This window comes from Parabacteroides sp. CH2-D42-20, from assembly GCF_003670185.1.
GTDB lineage: Bacteria > Bacteroidota > Bacteroidia > Bacteroidales > Tannerellaceae > Parabacteroides > Parabacteroides distasonis.
The window spans coordinates 142990-163230 of sequence record NZ_RAYG01000008.1; the positions used below are offsets into that span (position 1 = coordinate 142990).

Sequence of the window (20241 nt, forward strand, 5' to 3'; positions counted from 1 at the left end):
TTTCTTTTTTCGGAGCAAAGCCTTATGTAAATGTCATCGGGCAACGTTTTTTCCCAAAAGACTTCGTATATTCGCGAAGTCAATATTCCATATTTTAATACATTACTTACATAACACAAATACAAAATGAAAAAGTATCTTACTCTTGCCGCATCAGCTCTGCTCCTAGCCGCATGCAGCGAAAAACCGGGTTACGAGATCAACGGTACCGTAGCGAACACCGATCTAAACGGAAAATACGTTTACCTGTATGAATATGGCGTACAAGACGCCGCCCCAATGGATAGCGCATTGGTGCAGAACGGCACGTTCACGTTCAAAGGAACACAGAACGCCCCTGCCCTACGCAAACTCGCCTTCGCCGAGGATGTCGTGGAACCCAAACGTGCCGCTTCCGGCGAGAACGCTCCTTTTACAAGCGTATTCGTACTGGAGAACGGTAAATTACAGGCTGTTCTTGACGAGGCCGCTTCCGCCGTTTCTGGAACACCGGAGAATGACGGATTGAAAGCCCTGCAAGCACAAATGAAGACTTTGCGTGCGGATTTGGAGAAGCTTTCCGCCGACATGAAATCTGAGGACAAGGAAGTCGTAAGCGCCGCCGAGAAGAAATATGACGAGATCGACCAAAAGGTAACCGATGCCGTCAAGACTTACATATTGAATAATACGACCAAGCAATCCGCCGCCAAGTTATTATACGATTTCCGTTATAGCTTGGACGAGGCGGCCCAGAACGAGATTATCGCCAAGGCGGACTCCGCTTTCAAGGCCGTTCCGAACATCGATAAGCTCATGGCTCACCTAGATGTACTGAAAACCGTAGCCGTAGGCAAGAAGTTCGTGGACTTCGAGATGGCCGACCCGAACGGTAAGACGCACAAGCTATCCGAGTTCGTAGGCAATGGCAAGAACATCGTGTTGATCGATTTTTGGGCAAGCTGGTGTCCTCCTTGCCGCCGGGATATGCCGAATTTGGTAGCCGCTTACAAGAAATACAAGAACAAAGGTTTCGAGATCGTTGGTATCTCCTTGGATAGCAAGGCTGACGCATGGGCGAAAGGCGTAAAGGACCTGAATATCACATGGACCCAACTCTCCGACTTGCAAGGCTGGAAAAACTCCGGTGCTCAACTATACGGGGTAAACAGCATCCCTCACACCGTATTGGTGGATAAGGACGGAACGATCATCGCCAAGAACCTACATGGCGAGGAGATCGACGCTAAACTTCAAGAAATATTGAAATAATAATAACAATAACACGATATGTCCGCCCAAATCACGTTAAACTGGACGAAGGACTCGACTTTCGAGACCTTGCTGGACGGCCATAAGGTTACGATCGACACAACTGCCGAGAACGGGGGTAATAATGAAGGCCCCCGTCCCAAGGCTTTTATGCTGGTCGCCTTGGCCGGATGCAGCGCAATGGACGTAATCTCCCTTTTCCTTAAAATGAGAGTACGTTTCGACAAAATCTCTATCGACGTAACCGCAGAGACTTCGGATACGATCCCGATGGTATATACCGCATTCCACGCTACATACCATATCGACGGGAACATCGGGGACGCCGCCAAAATAGAGAAAGCGATTCGCCTTTCACAGGAAAAATACTGTGGCGTAGGACTTATGATGAAAAAGATAGGCCCGATTACCTACGATATCTTACTGAACGGTGAACCGCTTAAACCACAAAAACATGAAGATTAGAAAACAGTTCTTACTTTTATTTATCTCTACCAGTCACTTGTTCGTATATGCGCAAAACACGGAACCTTCAATGTTTACGAAAGAGGCTAACGAACAAGTGGTGAAATCACTCCCATTTGATAACAAACAAGATTTTGAAGACGCTACCCGTGGCTTTATCGCCACGATAGACGAATCTTCCATTACCGACGAGACAGGAAAAGAGGTGTATGGATTAACCGTCTGGGATTTCCTGCGTCAAGAGGCTCCGGCATCCGCCAACCCTAGTCTTTGGCGACAAGGGCAACTCAACCGCATACACGGCTTATTTGAGGTATTACCCGGTAAAATATACCAGATACGAGGATTCGACCTCGCGAATATGACGTTTATCCGTAGCGATAACGGTTGGATCGTCATAGATGTATTGCTCTCGAAAGAGACGGCCCTAGCAGGTTATAATCTTCTGAAGAAACATGTAGAAGATCTTCCGGTCAAGGCGGTTATCTATACGCATCCTCATGTGGACCATTTCGCAGGAATAGACGCCATATTGGAGAACGCCCCCAATAAGCCCGAAGCGATCGAGATCATTGGCCCCAAGGGTTTCTTTGAAGATGCCGTCAGCGAGAACCTGATGGCGGGTGTAGCCATGGGGCGAAGAGCGACCTATATGTATGGCCGCAGTCTACCTAAAAATGAGAAAGGAAATATAGGTACTGGTTTAGGACAAACTACCGCGGCAGGAACTACGGGCTTGGTCCCTCCTACCCGTGAGATATCCGAGGAGGGCGAGACTTTACGAATTGATGGTGTCGAGATCGTATTCATGTCCGTACCCGGCGCCGAGGCTCCCTCGGAAATCATGATGTACTTCCCTGGGATGAAAGCTTTCTGCGTAGCCGAGGAAATCAACCGTACCCTGCACAACCTGCTGACCTTACGAGGGGCGAAGGTCCGGAACGGCCAATTATGGAGCAAATATATCGACCGGGCGATCACGGAGTGCGGCGATCAGGTAGAGGTATCCTTCTCTACCCACCATTGGCCGACTTGGGGCAATAAGAACATCGTCGCTTACTGGGAAAAGCAGCGGGATTTGTATCGCTACTTACACGACCAGACACTTCACCTCGCCAATCGAGGATATACACCTCGAGAAATAGCAGAGATGATTAAATTACCAAGCTCTATCGCCAACGAGTTCGCCAACCGGGGATATTATGGAACCGTTAGCCATAACGTAAAAGCCCAATATCAAATGTATTTCGGCTGGTTCGACGGCATCCCCGCCCATCTGAACCCACTCCCGCCGGTAGAAGAAGGTAAAAAATACGTAGAGGCTATCGGAGGAGAGGACGAGATAATGAAAAAGGCACGAGAGGCATACAATCAAGGAGAATACCGTTGGACGGCTACTTTGCTGAACCATCTCGTTTTCGCTAATCCAAAGCATAAACCCGCCCGCCAATTACTTGCGGACACGTACGCTCAATTGGGCTACCAAGCGGAAAGCGGTCCGTGGCGTAATTTCTACCTGACCGGAGCTATGGAACTGACCGAAGGCATCGCTGGTAAAGGCAAGGCCAACTCAAACCGGGCACGTATGTCCCAGAACCTAAGTCCCGAAATGCTATTCGATTTGCTCGCTATCCAAATAAATGGAGAAAAAGCGGCCGATAAAGACTTAATAATAAATATTATCTTAACCGATACGAACGAACAGGCCACCTTGATCTTAAAGAACGGCGCCTTATCGAACCGTATCGGCAGGCTCCATCCGGCCCCTACCGTAACTTTGGAAGGAGACAAACAAGTCATCTACGCAAGTCTCATGCAGCCGGAGAATATAGCGGCAAATCTGCAAGCCCATAAGTTATCGGTAACCGGGAAACTTGAAAGCCTAAAAGAGCTATTCTCCACTTTTGAGGCTCCGGACGCTTATTTTAATATCATCGAGCCTTAAACCTTTCCCGCCTCTTGCATGGCTGGATTAAAAAATTTATCTTTGTGCGATCTTTAGAGAAAGCGATATTACTATAAAATTAGCATAAAGTTTTATTACACTTTAATATAATAAATTAGCGATTATGATTTATTCACATGAAGTTCAACACATGTGTGTTGTAAAGAAGGGAGCTAACCACCAGTGCGCTCCGATTCCTGAAGAAGGAAAGTGGGTTAGAGCAACTCAGATCACTGATATCTCTGGTTTGACTCACGGTATCGGTTGGTGCGCGCCGAAACAAGGTGGATGTAAGCTGACATTAAACGTTAAAGAAGGAATCATCCAAGAGGCTCTTGTAGAGACAATCGGTTGTTCCGGTATGACTCACTCAGCGGCTATGGCTTCTGAGATCCTTCCGGGTAAAACTCTTTTGGAAGCATTGAACACAGACCTTGTTTGTGACGCTATCAACACCGCTATGCGCGAGTTGTTCTTGCAGATCGTCTACGGTCGTACACAGTCCGCTTTCTCAGAGGGAGGTCTGCCTGTAGGCGCTGGCTTGGAAGACCTTGGTAAAGGTTTGCGTAGCCAAGTGGGTACGATGTTCGGTACATTGGCTAAAGGTCCCCGCTACTTGGAGATGGCCGAGGGATATTGCACGCGCATGGCATTAGACGCTGATGACGAAGTAATCGGTTATGAATTCATCCACTTGGGTAAATTCATGGATATGGTTAAGAAGGGTATGGACGCTAACGAGGCACTGGAAAAGGCGAAAGGCTCTTACGGTCGTTTCAAAGAAGCTGTAAAATATATCGATCCTCGTAATGAATAAGAAAACATTTACACGTGTCCTCATCGGGCTGAGTGTTATCACGGCTGTGGCTACGCTTATCACGTATTTCGTGATGAAGCCGGAGAAACCGTGGTTGGCGTTTTACGTGGCTTGTTGTGGCGGTGTATTGGTTTTCAACTTTCTGATATCTTTATTCCTAGTAAATAAGAATTTTAAAAAGTAAAAAAATAATATGGCTTTATTTGAAAGTTATGACCGTCGTATTGATCATATCAACGCGGTATTAAACGAATATGGTATCAACGGTATCGAAGACGCAAAGGCTATCTGCGATGCTAAGGGTATCGACCCTTATACAATGTGTAAGGAAACTCAACCGATCTGTTTCGAGAACGCTTGCTGGGCTTACGTAGTAGGTGCCGCTATCGCTATCAAGAAAGGTTGTACGAACGCTGCCGAGGCTGCCGAGGCTATCGGTATCGGTTTGCAGGCATTCTGTATCGCTGGTTCTGTTGCGGATGACCGTAAGGTGGGTATCGGCCACGGTAACTTGGCCGCTCGTTTGCTTCGTGAGGAGACGAAGTGTTTCGCTTTCTTGGCTGGACACGAGTCTTTCGCCGCAGCTGAGGGCGCTATCAAGATCGCCGAGATGGCAAACAAGGTTCGTAAAGAGCCGTTGCGTGTTATCTTGAACGGTTTAGGTAAGGATGCCGCTAAGATCATCTCTCGTATCAACGGTTTCACGTATGTACAGACTCAGTTCGACTACATGACAGGTGAGGTGAACGTTATCGAGGAGAAAGCTTACTCTAACGGTCTTCGTGCGAAAGTTAAGTGCTACGGCGCTGACGACGTTCGCGAGGGTGTGGCTATCATGCGTAAGGAAGGTGTTGACGTATCTATCACGGGTAACTCTACGAACCCGACTCGTTTCCAACACCCGGTAGCCGGTACTTATAAGAAAGAATGTATGGAGAACGGTCACCCGTATTTCTCTGTTGCTTCTGGTGGTGGTACGGGCCGTACTTTGCACCCGGACAACATGGCCGCTGGTCCTGCTTCTTATGGTATGACGGACACAATGGGCCGTATGCACGGTGACGCTCAGTTCGCTGGTTCTTCTTCCGTACCTGCTCACGTAGAAATGATGGGATTCCTAGGTATGGGTAACAACCCGATGGTAGGTGCTACGGTTGCCGTAGCGGTTGCTATCGAGGAAGCTATGAAGAAGTAATCAACTAAACAATAAAATAATTGTTTATATATAGACTCCTGTAATCTTGATGGTTGCAGGAGTTTTTATTTTACTTATCAAAAGGAGGAAAAGGATGACACTAAACATAGACCAAGAGAGTTGCATCAAATGCGGGAAATGCGTACGGGTATGCCCTTCGGATATATTCACGCAAGAAAGGGCCGGAGAGACGATCGGGCTGGTACGTGTGGAAAGCTGCATCGTTTGCGGGCATTGCGTGGACGTATGTCCGACCGGTTCCGTGCTACACAGCGAATTCCCGCCGGAGAAAACGCATACGATCGATTACAGCCAGATGCCTACGCCGGAGCAGGTGATGTTGCTGATCAAGTCACGCCGTTCCAACCGGACATTGACCTCGAGGCCCGTACCCAAGGAGATGCTGGACAAGATCGTGGAGGCCGCTCATTCTGCGCCGACGGCTACAAACTCCCAAAGTCTCTCGTTCACCGTCGTCACCGATCCGCGAAAGCTACGGCAGGTGAGCAATTATACGATAGGCGTGTTCGACTCCTTGGCGAAGCTATTATTGAATCCCGTCGTGAAATGTGTGGTCAAGCCGTTTATGAAGGATGTCTATAAATACGTACCGGTATTCAATCGGTTGAAAGAGGAACACAAGGCGGGTAAAGATCCGATTCTCCGGAAAGCCACCGCCCTGCTACTGATCCATACACCGAAGTCCAACCGATTCGGAAGTGAGGACGCTAACCTCGCTTATCAAAACGCCTCCTTGATGGCGCAATCGCTTGGGGTAAGCCAGATCTATATGGGCTTTGTGCTCACCGCCATCCGGCAGGAAGGAAAAGATACGCTCGCCAAGACTCTAGGGATCGACGGCAAGATACAAGCGATCATGGCGCTCGGCATACCGGCTTTTAAGTATCCGAAGTATACGGACCGGAAAGAGATCGTCAAGAACTATATCGAATGAGACTTGATGGAGACAACCTTGTCGACCGGGGTATGCGATCCATTGGATTACGCATCGTAAGTCAATGGATTACGATACGTAAGTCATTGACTTATGGTTCGGATCTCATAGGTTTACCGGGCTAGGATCACTCCCGATCACCAGAACTTATTATGCTCCGGGCTGTATTCAAAACCAGCGTCTTTAAGCTTTGTAAGAAGGGATTTCTTGTTCACTTGCAAATCCTCGCATAAATCGTCGAGGGAAGAATAATTGTCACGAAGTTTCATATTGACGAAGCTGAATAGCATCATCGGATCGTTTGGTAATGACATAATCTTACGAATAAAAATGTTATCTATGTTTTACAACACAAAGATAATGCTTTTTCGCCAGATGGAACCCAGACACGATCCTTATTATTTGAATATCGGTACGCAACAAAACAACCTACAAACTGGTTTTAAATAACGAGAACTTATAATTCAATTGAATGACATGAAAAAATATGTATTAGTAGTAGCGGTAGCCGCAGCCCTATTCAGCTGTAGCGGCAACCCAAAGGCAGACGCCACGCAAACAGACAAGAACAAGCAGGAAACCGCCCAAGTACCGGATATGCACAACGCAGAGACTTCCTTGGATTACTGGGGTGTTTACGAAGGGACATTACCGGCCGCCAGCTCGCCGGGTATTAAAACGACCTTGACATTGAACAAGGATAAAACCTTTATCCTCCGCTCCGAATATATTGACGAGAAAGACGGTATTTTTAATGATAAAGGAACTTACACGCTGGACGGTAACGTCTTGACAACGAAACAAGAAGGGGGAGATATCACGTATTATAAGGTAGAGGAAGGCCAACTGAAAATGCTGGACCAGCAGAAGCAACCCATCACGGGCGACTTAGCCAAGTTCTATATCCTTAAGCAAACAAAGAAATTCTAGGCTTTATCCCCATAAGTATATACTTTCAAGGGCAAAAGCATACCCTTTTGTACATGAAAGTATATACTCATTTGCCTAAACCCAAAACTATTCCTACCTTTGCGTCCCTATATAACTATATAATTACTCCAATGAGAATAGCCGCTTAATTTATCTCAAGATGTCGTTCTTTCCATCCGGAAAGCCCTCTATCCGTATAGGGCTGATTTCGTGACGACAGATTCGAGGCTATAGTGAAACCGATCATCATCGGTATTTCTTATCCATTTTAGTATCTCACATTTTAAATCAGTTCACACTATGAGTATCGTAGCGCAAAAAATCACGTATATACATCCGGACAATCAAGTCTTATTCAAGGAGATCGACTTGACGATCAACAAGGGGCAAAAGGTAGCCTTAGTCGGGAACAACGGATCGGGAAAATCTACCTTCCTCCGTATCTTGGCTGGAACCTTGCAAGCGCAGGAAGGGGAGATTATCTATCCGACCCCACCCTATTACGTACCCCAGCATTTCGGGCAATATGATAACCTGACGGTGGCCCAGGCCCTACGTATCGACGGCAAACTAGAAGCCTTGCGGGCGATCACTGAGGGCGACGCCTCCCTCTCTAATTTCAATACGCTGGCGGATGACTGGACGATCGAGGAACGGAGCCTCGCCGCCCTGCACGCTTGGGGTTTGGAGCATATCCTCCTCTCCCAACCGATGCGCACATTAAGTGGCGGCGAGAAAACCAAGGTTTTCCTCTCCGGAATCGAGATCCACCAACCCTCGATCCTACTATTGGATGAGCCGACTAACCATCTGGATAAGCGTAGCCGGGAGAAGTTATACGATTTCATCACGTCTTGCCGTATCACCTTGTTGGTCGTCAGCCACGATCGTACCTTATTGAACCTATTAGCTTCCATAGCGGAATTATCCATCGGGGGGATCACCCTTTACGGGGGTAATTATGATTTCTACAAGGAACAAAAAGAACAGGAACAGGCTTCCATGCAAGAGAAACTGGAAGCGAAGGAGAAAGAGCTTCGCAGGGTCAGGAAAACCGCCCGTGAGGTAGCCGAGCGAAAACAAAAGCATGAATCCCGGGGAGAGAAGCAAAGCGTCCGGAAAGGAATCCCCCGGATCATGATGGGCGGATTGAAGGAGAACGCCGAGAAAAGCGCCTCCAAACTAAAAGAGGTTCACGAGGACAAGATGGAGAACCTTGCCAACGAGCTAAAGCGAATGCGCTCCTCCCTACCCGACCTTCAAGGCATGAAACTGGATTTCAGCGCATCCGGCTTACACGAAGGCAAGATATTGGTTACCGCCAAGGAGATCAATTTCGGTTACGCCGAGGCTGGCGATCTATGGCCCTCCCCGATGAGCTTCCAGATCAAGAGTGGGGAACGGTGGCTGATACAAGGCGATAACGGTTCCGGCAAGACGACTTTGCTGAAGTTGATTACCGGCCAGTTACCGCCTCGTAGCGGTTCCTTGATCCGTGCGGATTTCTCCTCTATCTATATCGACCAAGAGTACTCGATCGTCCGGAACGACCGGACGGTGTACGAGCAAGCGCAAGCCTTCAACGAGCGTCATTTCCAAGAGCACGAGATCAAGACCTTGCTAAACCGTTTCCTCTTCCCGCACGACACGTGGGAGAAGAGCTGCGGGAAGCTGAGCGGAGGCGAGAAAATGAGGTTGGCTTTCTGCTGCCTGATGATCAGCAACCAGACTCCGGACCTGTTTATCCTAGATGAGCCGACCAATAATCTCGACATCCAAAGCATCGAGATTATCACCTCCATGGTCCGTGCGTACAGGGGCACGATCTTGCTGATCTCGCACGACGCTTATTTTATTCGGGAATTGGGTATCCACCAAATAATAACTACCTTTGCGGGTAGGTTAAAGACGAATTTATGAAGACGTTACTTGACGTGCATACCCATACGGTAGCCAGTGGGCATGCCTTTAGCACCCTGCAAGAAATGGCAGTGGCCGCCTCCGAGAAAGGACTGAAGTTACTAGGTATAACAGAGCATGCCCCCGGCATACCGGGGACGTGCTCCCCGATTTACTTCCGCAACCTGCACGTGGTTCCCCGCCGGATATACGGTGTCGAGTTATTGCTCGGGGCGGAATTGAACATCATCGATTATAAGGGTACGATCGATCTGGGCGAGGAGTACTTCCCTATGCTGGATATCCGGATAGCGGGCATCCACTCGCTTTGCTACAAACCGGGAACGGTCGAGCAGAACACGGAGGCGATGATCGGGGCGATCCGCAACCCGCATGTCCACATCATCAGTCACCCGGGAGACGGTACGGCCGAGGTGGATTTCGAGCCTATCGTATTAGCGTCCAAAGAGCATCACACGTTGCTGGAGATCAACAACAGCTCTCTCAACCCGGTCCGCAAGAAACTCACCGCCAGAGATAATAACCTCACGATCTTGCGCCTATGCAAGAAATACGAGGTTCCTGTGATTTTAGGTAGCGACGCGCATATATCTTTCGATATAGCCCGGTACGATCATATCTACGAGTTATTGCAAGAGACACGATTTCCGGAGGAATTGATATTGAACGACAAGGTAGAGGCGTTCAAGAAGTTCATAGGGAGATAAGCGGTGCCTTACATCCGGGCAGATACATTCCTGCAACCGCGTAGATACGGACCTGCAGCGGGGTAGATACGGACGTGCATCCGTGCAGATACATACCTGCAACCGGACAGATACGTACCTGCAACCGGACAGATACGTACCTGCAACCGGACAGATACGTACCTGCAGCCGGGTAGATACGGACGTGCGTACCTGCCCGGATATCTCGTCACTTACAATGTTCCTTTATTAATTTGTCCACGACAGGATCACCCAACTCCTTCGCCTTGTTGAAAGCCTCGCACGCTTCCGCCTTCTTACCCTGACGGACGTAGCAGATGCCTCGCAAACGATAGCAAGAGGCGAAATCCGGAGCGATCCGTAAGGCATTCTCTAAGCTCCTCAACGCCTGATCATAGTTTTCCATACGGATATATACGGACGCTTCCTCCGCCGGATAAGTCGGGTCGCCCGGATTCAAGCGGATCGCGGATTGGATATCGGCCAAGACGCCGGGGAAATCGTTCATGCGGAACTTCGCTTGCTCGCGGTAATAGAAGAAGCGGTCGCCAACCTGTCCTTTCAAGAGATCGTAGTATAAATCATAATCGTCCACGGCCTCCTTGTATTGCATCAGTTTCAAGCGGAGATCCACCCGTTCCAAGATATAGGGAGCGGCCTCGTTCGTTGGCGGGTTCCCGCATTTGGCGATGGCGCTATCCAGCAAGGCGATGATATCCCCGAAGTTAGCGCCCCGGATATTCGCCTTCGCCTTCGCCGCCCAATACCAAGAGGTAGAAGATGCCATATCGCTATCGTTCACCTTCATATAATCATCGAACGCCTGCTCGAAATCTCCTTTATAAAAATGGATGTCCCCTTCCAATTGGCGATAGACCGGCAAGTCCTCCTCCCCAATCGCCTTTTGTATCGCCTCGGTAGCGGCATCGACAGTCCACCGCTCCTTATTCAAGGTCGTATCCGCGACGGCCACGCCGTAGATCAGCTTGGCTCGGTTGAACCAGATATCCCCTTTCCGCTCGCTGAAGCGGGAAGCCGTGTTTATATCTTCCAACGCCTTATCCAGATAAGCCCCCTGCTCGGCCTCCGTAGGAGCCAGATCCGCACGGTGGTAAGCGTAATGATTGGCACGGTTCAAATACCCGTCGGGAGAATCCGGGAAAGTGGCGATGAAATCATTCAAGGTAGCCAGATACGTCTTCGGGTCTTGCGAACTTGCCATCAGGTATAAGGAGACCTGCGCTTGGCTTGCGTCCGACGGCCACGCCTTCCGGATACCAATCCGGCTATAGGTGGAATTAAAGGCGTCCGCCGACTGAATCGTCAAGCTATTCGCGTATCCCGCCGAGACCGCGTAGGAATCTTCCTTCTTCCCCGACGCGTCTTCCTGCGCCAAGCCGAACACCTCGCCGTCCGCCGTCAATACAGGAGCGTTTACCTGCCCGCTCTCCAGCGCCATCGACAATTTATAATAGCTGAACGGCTCCTTCAACTTACTGACCTCCGAGACTGGTCCTTCCCCGAACTTCGTGATCTTACCGGTCGAGTAAGGCATCAGATAAGCGGTAACTCCTCGCGAGATCGGCTCACGGGCGATCGGCAAGAACACAGCTTTCTTCGGAACCTCTACCTTGAACTTGATCACGTCATATAATTCATCAGCCCCCAAGATGCGGCTTACCGGATATTCTTTTCCGTCGGCGTCGGTCACGGTCGCCCTCGCCGCGTCCTTAAACAAGGAATAGCCGGACAACGCCTCACCGGTCTCGGTAATGAAAAATCCCGTACCGGACGCTTTCTTCTGGTTATCTTTTCCATAAGTAGTGACGGTAACCACCGCCTTTCGTTGCTTATCCATCCATTTGGGCGCTTTCTTTTGCGCCGCCACCCAAAATACTTGGCAACAAATCGTAATCAACAGAACAATTCTTCTCATTTCGTTTTCATGTTATCAGAATATACGTCGCAAATGTAAATATTTATACCGGATAGGCGAACAAATTAGGGAATTAATCTATTATGAGTATATTCGCGGAAACACTTATAAAAAACCGCGAGATTATGAGACTAAAATCATGTATGCTTATGTGTAGTTTATTCATGGCGAGCTTAGCCTCCGCTAGTAACTTCGCCTCGGATTCTTTCAAGACCAAGAGCGGAAAAGAACTGATCATCACGTTCATCAAGCACGGCAGCTTGATGCTTACGTACGACAATCATTCGATACAGGTAGATCCTGTCTCCGAATACGCCGATTATACGACTTTCCCGAAAGCCGATATCATCTTGATCACCCACGAGCATGGCGACCATCTGGACCCGAAAGCGATACAAGCCGTCGAGAAAAGCGGTACGGAAATCATCGCCAACGAGAACAGCCAAAAGAAGCTGGGAAAAGGGAAGGTCCTAAAAAACGGCGATACGGATACCTCCATCAGCTATATAAAGATAGAGGCCGTCCCCGCCTATAACACCACGCCCGGCCGGGATAAATATCACCCCCGCCACCGGGATAATGGCTATATCCTCACGTTCGACGGACTAAGAGTCTATATAGCCGGCGATACGGAAGACATCCCGGAGATGAAAGACCTGAAAGACATCGATATCGCTTTCCTTCCCGTCAACCAGCCTTATACCATGACCGTCCCGCAAGCGGCGAAAGCGGCCAAGATGTTCTCGCCTAAAATCCTATACCCTTACCATTACGGGGATACGAAGATCGGCGAGTTGAAAGATGCCTTGAAAGATAGCGGCATCGACGTCAGGATACGGGAGCTACAATGACGACAAGGCACGGCTAGCCTTTAAGATATTCCGCCGGTACACCCAGCAAGCCAAGAGGAAATAAACGACACATTGCACCCACAACGTCACGTACTCCACACCGACTTGCTCAATCGACGCTCCCATCGAGTTGAGCTGTACATAGGCCAGCGTAGCGGGAGCCGCCGGAATGATATAATGGGCCATTTGCCAATACCAAGGCATCAATTCCAAGGGATAAGAGACTCCGGAAAGGAAGATCAAGCCTACCGAGAAGAAGGCGATCATCAATAACGGAGCCTCCGAGTCCGTAAAGAAATAAGAGGCGGCCAGCCCAAAGAAGCTGGTAGCCAGCAAGAAAGGTATCAGCAGGATCAAGGTGTTCAGATAATTACCGATATCCGGCAGGCCAAACAATAGCGGTATCAAGCCCAACAAGAACAAAGCGAAAATCGTATACAATACGCAATACACAAAGGTCTTGCTGATTATCACCCTAGCGATCCGGCCAAAGGATAATCCCTCGGAGGCGAAACGAACGATGGTACCCGAATCCCGTTCTTCCCCGCTTATCATACCGATCACCATCAACAAGGTCTGGAACATAATGACGATCAATACCGCCGGGATCAAATAGGTTCCATATCCTTCCGTAAAATTATACAACGCCGTCCCGACCACTGATATGGGTTGCGCCGAAACGATCTTGGAAGCGTCTTGCTGGGGCAAGAACACCAACATCTCCGGACGATACCGATCGTTCAACGCCAACATGGCACCGCTGGACGCCTCCTGCATCGCCATATAATATAGGAAAGCGCTTGTCGTCTGGTACATGATAAACAGGGACTCATTCCCTCGTGCCACCCGGGTCTCGAAATCAGAGGGAAGATACAAGATACCTACGGCATCCCCCTCCTTCATCCACTCCTGCGCCTCGGCGTAATCCAAACCATCGGCGATTACCGAGACTTGCGGAGTGGCGTTCAGCAAACGGATGTACTCCCGGCTCAAGTCGGTCTTTGAGTCATCGACGACTACCACCGGGGCGTTACGCACCAGATCCGGGGCATACATATAATTATATAGCAGGCCATAGAGAAATATACCTCCTACCAAGACGAGCAAGATAGCGTAGCTCGTGGAGATCGTCTTAAACTCGTCCTTGACCAAGGAAGCGATATCCGCCAAGGTTCCTTTCATATTATCGGATGTTCTCATATTTATGACTTAAAATAGCGGTTTTCAAATGTGGCAACAGCACCAATGCCAATAACATAAACGCAAACAACGAACTTACGTTTACCCATGTATAAGGGAATCCGTAATCGCCATACAATAAGTTCTGGTTGATCTCCACGAAATGCCGTACCGGAAACAGGTACGAGGCGTAATGTACGGGAGCGTACATGGAATCGACCGGGAAAGTAACGCCGCATAAAGTAGCCCCCAGCGAACCGACCATAGACACCACGCTAATCACGATCGCTATAGCGGGAAACAACGAGAACAGGAATACCGCCAACGCTTGCGTAGCGACCACGAACAAGATCGCCGTCAAGTTCAATGGCCAGAAACCGCAAGCGAAAGGAATATGCATGACCCCGAACATGATATAGTTAGCGAAGACGCTCATGATACAAAAGATAATTGTATAAGGGAGCAGCTTGCCCACCACCGCCACGAACATATTCATTCGTGCCGCCTCCAGCCATTCATCGCCTGTCCGGAACTTGATCTCACTACCGATAGCGTACACCGTAACCAGCAAAATGATCACTTGGAAAAAGACAAAGAAAAAAGGATTGCTCAGATAAACGGAATAATCCAGATCCGGGTTGAACAGCGGGTGGCTACTGGATCGTACCGGTAATAGGAAGGTGGTTATCTGATTCTCCCCCAGCCCCATCGCCGTAGCTTGCACAACCACCGGGGCGAGGGAAAGCGTACGCAGCAGGGTCTCGAAGGCCCCACGTACCTCACCGCCCACGCTCAACAAGGCATAGTGGTAATAATACGATAAAGTAGCGTCACGCCCCGCCGTGGCATCCGCCTCAAACTGATTGGGGATCACTAAATAACCGTAGATTTCTTTTGCTTGGGTAGCATGGCGAGCGGTCTCTTGGTCCGTATAATGCCGGGTTACCCGGAAAGTCGGTACCGCCTCTACCTGCCGGATGATCTCCCGGGACATGGAGGTGTTGTCTTGGTCCACTACCGCTACCGGTATGTTCTCCATCTGCCCGCTTCCGAAAATCGTAGACATGAAGAATATACAGAACAGAGGCAGCACGATACACACCCCGAAGTATAACTTCCGGGAAACCATGCGATCCAGTTCCCGACGTAAAACCATATAGAAAGGACTCTTCTTTAGCATAGCGACAATAAATTATTTAGTTGTAGAGACGGGGCGTGCCCCGTCTCCCACCGTCCGACAGTAACTTTAAATACTATTTCGAGGGGATGAGACGGGGCACGCCCCGTCTCTACAACCGGATAGTATCAAGGGAGTTGATAGAGTACGGACATACCGGGACGTAATCCCTCCACCTTCTCCACCGGTAAGGCATGTATCTCGAAGGTCCGCAAGTCATAGCTACCTGTCTGCTTGGTAGATTTCCAAGTAGCGAAACTGCCCAACGGACTGATATAATTGATCTTGAATTCAATATCCTTCTTATCGATCGCCGGTACATCGGCGACAAACGTTCCTCCCATCTTAAATAAAGGCAAACGATCCTCACGTACGTTCAATACCACATGCACGTCATCTAATACGACTAAGTTCATGATTGGCATCCCGGCCCCAACCAACTCTCCCCGTTTCGGGAAAATAGCTGAGATTTGTCCGGATTCCGGAGCCGTCAACCGAGCGTCCTGTAAGAGAGCCGCCACCTCCTCCACGGTTCCTTGCGCCGCCGTCACCAACGAGCGGGCGCTCTCCTTATCTTGTATCTGCGCCCCGTCTACCGCCATTTGATATTGGCTATAAGCGGCACGTTCGGCGGCCTCAGCCGCTTTATACATGGCCTCCACCTCATCTTTACGCTGTGAGGTTACCACGCTATCTTTATACAAGGCATTGACCCGATCATAGGTAATCTTCGCCAATTGTAAATCCGATTTGGATTTATTCCACAATTGTTGCAAGGAAGCGATGATTTGCTTTCGTGTACCCTCATCCACTTTCTGGTGCTGATACTTCGCTATGTTCTCCATGGCGTTCACCTGTTGATATTTAGCCAATGCCTCCGGACTATTGATGACTACCAAGGTATCGCCTTGGCGTACATTCTGTCCCTCTTTTACCAGAAAGGTATCGATACGCCCCGGTAACTTACCGGAGATACGTATTTCCGTTGCCTCGATCTGCCCTTGCAAGATCACCGGCTTCTTTTTCAACAAGATCATCCCGATCAACGAGACAACGATAACAATCGCCAAGACCACGACAAAGGCCACACTCAAATATCTCTTAGTTTTATCCATAACCCCTAAATTTTCAATTTTCAATTCTCAATTTTCAATTCCCCAAAAGCTCCTCGGTCTTTCCCTCCATCTTGTACTGGTGGAACTGCTCCGGCGTACCGCAGACAGACAGCAGATTAATCAAGGCTACATCATACTGATAATAAGCCAAAAGAAAAGCGGTCTTCACCTTCGCCAGCATAACCTCGGCATCGACTACCTCCGTAGAAGTAGCCATTCCCTCTTGGAAGGATTTCTTCCGCACCCGGACCAGTTCCCGGCTCATCTCGATCGTCGTATCCAAAGCTTTTACATTGTCCAAGGCATTTTGTAGCTGGCTGTAGAATTTATCGATACCGACCTCCAGATCCGTAATCGCCTTCTCCTTACCCAAACGAAGCGACTGACTAGCGATCTTTGCCTGCCGGATGGTTTTCTCCCGATTCAAGCCGTCAAAGATATTCCACGTAAAACCAACTCCCACCATCGTACGAGGCAGCAAATATTTATCCAATCCGTCAGCGTACAAAGTCTGTTTGCCGAATAAAGCGATATTCGGGACATAAGCGGACCGGCCGATCTTTAGTTGATTATCGGCTACAACCTGCTGCAATTTCAATTGATTGACTATATAATTATTCATCGGAACCAGATCCTTGAAGTATTGGGCCGGAGGAAGCGCCTCATTAATGAATAAAGGAGTCGTGGTACGTACGTCACTCCCCTCCTCCATATTAATCAAGCTTTTAAACGCCTGTTGAGCGACCGCTAAATCCTTACGGGCCGATTCCAGTTCTCGTTTCGCCTCGTCCATACTTACCTGAGCGAACAGACGCTCGGCCCGATTGATCATCCCGTTTTGCTCTAATTTAAGGGCTTGGTCATAATGGGTTTTCAAAGAATTGTACACTTCCGTTTTTACGTCCACCACACTTTGTCCCAGACGAAGCCCGAAATAAGCCTCAATCAGTAAGGATTGTTGGTTGGCATCCACTTGATTCCTATTCACCTCCGCTATAGAGACCATCGTCTTTCCGATCTTGTTCGCGTAGATACGTTTTCCTCCCGTGAAAACAGGCCACGTCACCGTAGCGTCTATAGAAGTGATGTTTTGGGAGATCAGCGGAAGCGAGAAAGTACCTTGCCCGATCTTATCCAATACCGACATGATCAACTCATTATCCGGGATATAATTATGGACAAACTCCTTCGCCGGTTCCGTATATTTACTCAGCGACTGCCGTACCTCTATCGGATTCGACATATGTACGAAAGCACCCGCGGCGTTCACCGACGGATACCAAAAAGCGTTTAGCTTTTGATGCTCATTCCGAGCCCATTCCACTTCTTTCCCGGCTATTTTCAAGCTTTTATTTTCCTTATGAAGCAGGTCGAGAGATTGTTCCAAGCTTAAATCCACATCGTTCCCTTGGCTCCATGAAGCGCATGGAAGAAGATACAGCAAAAGAATACTGTAAGATACTATATTACTCACCATAAACTCATTTAGTAATTGACGTTCAGTTGGAGTAATAACAACGAAAAAGGGAGGATTGTTTTTACTTCTTTTTCAAGTTGGGAAGGAACCAAGTAACCAGTCCTAAAAGAGGCATGAAGCCACATACGTTGTAGACAGCCTCTATTCCATAATGATCCGCCATATTTCCTAATACGGCCGAGGCTATACCCGCCACACCGAAAGCAAATCCAAAGAAAAGTCCCGAGATAAGACCTAATTTATAAGGAAGCAACTCTTGCGCATACAACAAAATAGCCGGGAACGCCGATGATAAGACCAAACCCACGCAAAAACTAAGCACGATCGTCCAAGCGAATCCCACATGCGGCATCAACAAGCTAAATGGGGCTGCCCCTAGAATCGATCCCCAAATCACATATTTCCGTCCTATCTTATCACCGATAGGACCACCCGCCAAGGTTCCTATGGCCGTAGCGATCAGGAAGACGAACAAACAGATCTGCGAAGTCTGTACACTCACCCCGAATTTATGGATCAAGTAAAAGGTATAGTAGCTATTCAAACTAGCCATATAGATATATTTAGAGAAAATCAAGGTCAGCAATATCGAGATCGAAAAGACTGTTTTTCCCAAAGAAAGAGGCATCTCCACATGCGTCTCACCCGACTTCTTCTGCCATTTCACCCGACTCAAATACGCCTTATACCAACGGCAGATAGGAATCATCACCAAAATAGCGACGAATGCCAGTATAGAAAACAAAGCGATATGAGTCCGTCCATAAGGCGCCACCAATAAAGCAACCAGTAGCGGACCTAACGATCCGCCCAAATTACCACCCACTTGAAAAAGCGATTGTGCCAATCCCCTACGCCCTCCCGACGCTAGCGAGGTAATCCGGGACGCTTCCGGATGCAAAACCGAAGACCCGATACCTATCAAGAATACGGAGATCAAGACCCAATGGAGCGTAGAGGAAAAAGCGAGATTCAACAAGCCGACCAACGTAAAACTCATACCAATAGGTAACGACCAAGCCACGGGACGCTTATCAAAAACCAAACCGATTATAGGCTGGAAAACAGAAGCGGATAATTGATAAACAAGCGTAATCAACCCGATTTGGGCGAAGCTCAACGCTAAATCATCCTTGAAAAGTGGATAAACCGCCGAGATAACGGATTGCAACGAATCATTCAAACAATGCGTAACGCTTAACGCCACCAATACCCGGAATGCTGTTTTATTTACCGGCTGCTGTTTAGAAACCTGCTCCATGACTGTCCATATTTCTATTTAACCTCATGCTCATTAACATTTCAAAAATCGCACAAAAAGTTAGCTAATTTCTAGAAAAACAAACCCTAAGAGCCTATTTTAACCATAGTTAATACAACTATTCTTTCGGTTCTTTTCATTTCTTTATGTTAATCGGCTTAATCTTAATACCTATGAGCCTTGTTTTCTCAGTGATACTTCAGAGCTGTATCCCGGAATGAGCATATATCTTATAACTCACTCCCAAAACAAACGCCAAAATCCCTTATCTGCCATCATTCCGACCCGAAGTTAAAGATCGAGATCATAAACGGGAACAGCCTCTGAAGTTTTTTATATTTATTCCTCTTCTTCTCCCTCGTTCGCCGAATGTAAGATAAAAGTAGTAGCGCCAATCGTTACGATCGAACCTTCCCCGATACGTACTTGTTCTTTTTTACCGACCAATACATTTTTCACAAAAGTCCCGGTCAAGCTAGGAAAGTCACGCACCATATAAACGAACTTGCCATTAGTGTCTTTCTTTACATTAATCACACAATGCTTACGCCCCATACTTGGATCGCTCGTGATAATAGGGACATCTACACCTTCCGTATCCTTATTACGGCGACCAATCACATTATCTCCCATCACTAATGGTAGATCTTGCTTAAAAGCAAAACCATTCTCGATAATGGTAATATAACCGCAAGAGAAATCCGGTTCCTTCACCTCTTTTTCCTCACCGGTAGCCGTCTTCACCACCTTTCGGCCCAATTTAATCTTAAATTGCGCTCCACACTGCGGACAGACGAAGGCTAATACCTTCCCTTCCGGATATTTGGTCTCATCAAAAGACAACTGATTATCACATTTTGGACAGAATACTCTTTTCATACACTTAAATACAGGATCTAGTATTACAAACGGAGCGCAAATTTACGAAAAAACCTTCAGCTACACTCCTAAAATCTCATGGTTATGATTTTTTGAAACAAAAAAGGCTATCCATCACGGACAGCCAATCTCAATTGTTAACCTTAAATCTAATACCATGAAAAACACAGTGCAAATATAG

Annotated in this window: 20 protein-coding genes; 12 read left to right on the top strand and 8 right to left on the bottom strand. The window is 48.2% G+C overall.

The annotated features are described in order from the left end of the window. Positions 1–126 precede the first annotated feature (126 nt). From D7V92_RS06825 to D7V92_RS22610, 8 genes are all read left to right on the top strand, one after another. A complete protein-coding gene (locus D7V92_RS06825) occupies positions 127–1251 on the top strand; it encodes a TlpA disulfide reductase family protein (protein WP_008771781.1) in 1125 nt (374 codons plus the stop codon). Positions 1252–1269: 18 nt separating this feature from the next. Beyond that, positions 1270–1716, top strand: a complete 447-nt coding sequence (locus D7V92_RS06830; RefSeq protein ID WP_121772555.1) for an OsmC family protein — start codon at positions 1270–1272, stop codon at positions 1714–1716. Further along, entirely contained in the window at positions 1706–3661 is a 1956-nt protein-coding gene (locus D7V92_RS06835; protein ID WP_121772556.1) for an alkyl/aryl-sulfatase, read from the top strand. Before D7V92_RS06830 ends, D7V92_RS06835 begins: the two co-directional genes overlap by 11 nt. 124 nt (positions 3662–3785) lie before the next feature. Then, positions 3786–4478 carry an iron-sulfur cluster assembly scaffold protein gene (locus D7V92_RS06840; RefSeq protein ID WP_005855907.1) on the top strand — a complete coding sequence of 231 codons (693 nt, stop codon included), beginning with the start codon at positions 3786–3788 and terminating at the stop codon, positions 4476–4478. After that, entirely contained in the window at positions 4471–4662 is a 192-nt protein-coding gene (locus D7V92_RS06845) for a hypothetical protein (RefSeq protein WP_005855905.1), read from the top strand. Before D7V92_RS06840 ends, D7V92_RS06845 begins: the two co-directional genes overlap by 8 nt. Positions 4663–4671: 9 nt before the next feature. After that, positions 4672–5673: a GGGtGRT protein gene (locus tag D7V92_RS06850; protein ID WP_005855903.1), complete on the top strand. Its 1002-nt coding sequence runs from the start codon at positions 4672–4674 to the stop codon at positions 5671–5673. A gap of 94 nt (positions 5674–5767) precedes the next feature. Beyond that, positions 5768–6628: a nitroreductase family protein gene (locus D7V92_RS06855; protein WP_121772557.1), complete on the top strand. Its 861-nt coding sequence runs from the start codon at positions 5768–5770 to the stop codon at positions 6626–6628. Further along, positions 6625–6753: a hypothetical protein gene (locus D7V92_RS22610; protein WP_255348933.1), complete on the top strand. Its 129-nt coding sequence runs from the start codon at positions 6625–6627 to the stop codon at positions 6751–6753. The genes D7V92_RS06855 and D7V92_RS22610 overlap by 4 nt, the downstream gene beginning before the upstream one ends. Positions 6754–6765: 12 nt before the next feature. Here the strand turns inward: D7V92_RS22610 and D7V92_RS06860 are convergent, their stop codons facing one another. After that, the gene (locus D7V92_RS06860; RefSeq protein WP_070103480.1) at positions 6766–6942 is read right to left on the bottom strand and encodes a DUF4250 domain-containing protein; all 177 of its coding nucleotides are present in this window, start codon (positions 6940–6942) and stop codon (positions 6766–6768) included. A 163-nt stretch (positions 6943–7105) separates the two neighbouring features. Between D7V92_RS06860 and D7V92_RS06865 the strand changes: the two genes are divergently transcribed. The 3 genes from D7V92_RS06865 (at position 7106) to D7V92_RS06875 (ending at position 10185) form a co-directional block, all read left to right on the top strand. Continuing rightward, a complete protein-coding gene (locus D7V92_RS06865) occupies positions 7106–7558 on the top strand; it encodes a copper resistance protein NlpE (protein WP_121772558.1) in 453 nt (150 codons plus the stop codon). 300 nt (positions 7559–7858) lie between these two features. Continuing rightward, positions 7859–9478, top strand: coding sequence for a ribosomal protection-like ABC-F family protein (gene abc-f / locus D7V92_RS06870; protein ID WP_121772559.1), 1620 nt, complete (start codon positions 7859–7861; stop codon positions 9476–9478). After that, complete coding sequence (locus tag D7V92_RS06875) at positions 9475–10185, top strand: phosphatase (protein WP_005855893.1); 711 nt, start codon at positions 9475–9477, stop codon at positions 10183–10185. Before abc-f ends, D7V92_RS06875 begins: the two co-directional genes overlap by 4 nt. A gap of 208 nt (positions 10186–10393) precedes the next feature. Here D7V92_RS06875 and D7V92_RS06880 read toward each other — a convergent pair whose 3' ends face one another. Next, entirely contained in the window at positions 10394–12121 is a 1728-nt protein-coding gene (locus tag D7V92_RS06880) for a tetratricopeptide repeat-containing serine protease family protein (RefSeq protein WP_121772560.1), read from the bottom strand. Positions 12122–12246: 125 nt separating this feature from the next. On the opposite strand from D7V92_RS06880, the gene D7V92_RS06885 reads away from it, so the two are divergent. After that, positions 12247–12972 carry an MBL fold metallo-hydrolase gene (locus D7V92_RS06885; RefSeq protein ID WP_121772565.1) on the top strand — a complete coding sequence of 242 codons (726 nt, stop codon included), beginning with the start codon at positions 12247–12249 and terminating at the stop codon, positions 12970–12972. Here the strand turns inward: D7V92_RS06885 and D7V92_RS06890 are convergent. The 6 genes from D7V92_RS06890 to D7V92_RS06915 form a co-directional block, all read right to left on the bottom strand. Next, the gene (locus D7V92_RS06890; protein WP_005855888.1) at positions 12964–14172 is read right to left on the bottom strand and encodes an ABC transporter permease; all 1209 of its coding nucleotides are present in this window, start codon (positions 14170–14172) and stop codon (positions 12964–12966) included. The two genes, D7V92_RS06885 and D7V92_RS06890, sit on opposite strands and share 9 nt — an antisense overlap. Further along, positions 14156–15331 (bottom strand): ABC transporter permease, encoded by a 1176-nt coding sequence (locus D7V92_RS06895; protein ID WP_005855886.1) that lies wholly within the window; start codon positions 15329–15331, stop codon positions 14156–14158. The genes D7V92_RS06890 and D7V92_RS06895 overlap by 17 nt, the downstream gene beginning before the upstream one ends. A gap of 125 nt (positions 15332–15456) precedes the next feature. Continuing rightward, on the bottom strand, positions 15457–16443 hold the full coding sequence (locus D7V92_RS06900) for an HlyD family secretion protein (protein ID WP_005855884.1): 987 nt from the start codon (positions 16441–16443) through the stop codon (positions 15457–15459). Positions 16444–16477: 34 nt separating this feature from the next. Further along, positions 16478–17920, bottom strand: coding sequence for a TolC family protein (locus D7V92_RS06905; protein WP_005855881.1), 1443 nt, complete (start codon positions 17918–17920; stop codon positions 16478–16480). A 61-nt stretch (positions 17921–17981) separates the two neighbouring features. After that, positions 17982–19181, bottom strand: a complete 1200-nt coding sequence (locus D7V92_RS06910; RefSeq protein ID WP_121772561.1) for an MFS transporter — start codon at positions 19179–19181, stop codon at positions 17982–17984. A 339-nt stretch (positions 19182–19520) separates the two neighbouring features. Then, the gene (locus D7V92_RS06915; RefSeq protein ID WP_005868017.1) at positions 19521–20060 is read right to left on the bottom strand and encodes an FHA domain-containing protein; all 540 of its coding nucleotides are present in this window, start codon (positions 20058–20060) and stop codon (positions 19521–19523) included. Positions 20061–20241: the final 181 nt, after the last annotated feature.

What these genes read in the sequence shown, in the direction of transcription:
- D7V92_RS06825 (WP_008771781.1), top strand. Translation starts at nt 127, where the DNA reads ATGAAAAAGTATCTTACTCTTGCCGCATCAGCTCTGCTCCTAGCCGCA.
- D7V92_RS06830 (WP_121772555.1), top strand. Translation starts at nt 1,270, where the DNA reads ATGTCCGCCCAAATCACGTTAAACTGGACGAAGGACTCGACTTTCGAG.
- D7V92_RS06835 (WP_121772556.1), top strand. Translation starts at nt 1,706, where the DNA reads ATGAAGATTAGAAAACAGTTCTTACTTTTATTTATCTCTACCAGTCAC.
- D7V92_RS06840 (WP_005855907.1), top strand. Translation starts at nt 3,786, where the DNA reads ATGATTTATTCACATGAAGTTCAACACATGTGTGTTGTAAAGAAGGGA.
- D7V92_RS06845 (WP_005855905.1), top strand. Translation starts at nt 4,471, where the DNA reads ATGAATAAGAAAACATTTACACGTGTCCTCATCGGGCTGAGTGTTATC.
- D7V92_RS06850 (WP_005855903.1), top strand. Translation starts at nt 4,672, where the DNA reads ATGGCTTTATTTGAAAGTTATGACCGTCGTATTGATCATATCAACGCG.
- D7V92_RS06855 (WP_121772557.1), top strand. Translation starts at nt 5,768, where the DNA reads ATGACACTAAACATAGACCAAGAGAGTTGCATCAAATGCGGGAAATGC.
- D7V92_RS22610 (WP_255348933.1), top strand. Translation starts at nt 6,625, where the DNA reads ATGAGACTTGATGGAGACAACCTTGTCGACCGGGGTATGCGATCCATT.
- D7V92_RS06860 (WP_070103480.1), bottom strand. Translation starts at nt 6,942, where the DNA reads ATGTCATTACCAAACGATCCGATGATGCTATTCAGCTTCGTCAATATG.
- D7V92_RS06865 (WP_121772558.1), top strand. Translation starts at nt 7,106, where the DNA reads ATGAAAAAATATGTATTAGTAGTAGCGGTAGCCGCAGCCCTATTCAGC.
- abc-f (WP_121772559.1), top strand. Translation starts at nt 7,859, where the DNA reads ATGAGTATCGTAGCGCAAAAAATCACGTATATACATCCGGACAATCAA.
- D7V92_RS06875 (WP_005855893.1), top strand. Translation starts at nt 9,475, where the DNA reads ATGAAGACGTTACTTGACGTGCATACCCATACGGTAGCCAGTGGGCAT.
- D7V92_RS06880 (WP_121772560.1), bottom strand. Translation starts at nt 12,121, where the DNA reads ATGAGAAGAATTGTTCTGTTGATTACGATTTGTTGCCAAGTATTTTGG.
- D7V92_RS06885 (WP_121772565.1), top strand. Translation starts at nt 12,247, where the DNA reads ATGAGACTAAAATCATGTATGCTTATGTGTAGTTTATTCATGGCGAGC.
- D7V92_RS06890 (WP_005855888.1), bottom strand. Translation starts at nt 14,172, where the DNA reads ATGAGAACATCCGATAATATGAAAGGAACCTTGGCGGATATCGCTTCC.
- D7V92_RS06895 (WP_005855886.1), bottom strand. Translation starts at nt 15,331, where the DNA reads ATGCTAAAGAAGAGTCCTTTCTATATGGTTTTACGTCGGGAACTGGAT.
- D7V92_RS06900 (WP_005855884.1), bottom strand. Translation starts at nt 16,443, where the DNA reads ATGGATAAAACTAAGAGATATTTGAGTGTGGCCTTTGTCGTGGTCTTG.
- D7V92_RS06905 (WP_005855881.1), bottom strand. Translation starts at nt 17,920, where the DNA reads ATGGTGAGTAATATAGTATCTTACAGTATTCTTTTGCTGTATCTTCTT.
- D7V92_RS06910 (WP_121772561.1), bottom strand. Translation starts at nt 19,181, where the DNA reads ATGGAGCAGGTTTCTAAACAGCAGCCGGTAAATAAAACAGCATTCCGG.
- D7V92_RS06915 (WP_005868017.1), bottom strand. Translation starts at nt 20,060, where the DNA reads ATGAAAAGAGTATTCTGTCCAAAATGTGATAATCAGTTGTCTTTTGAT.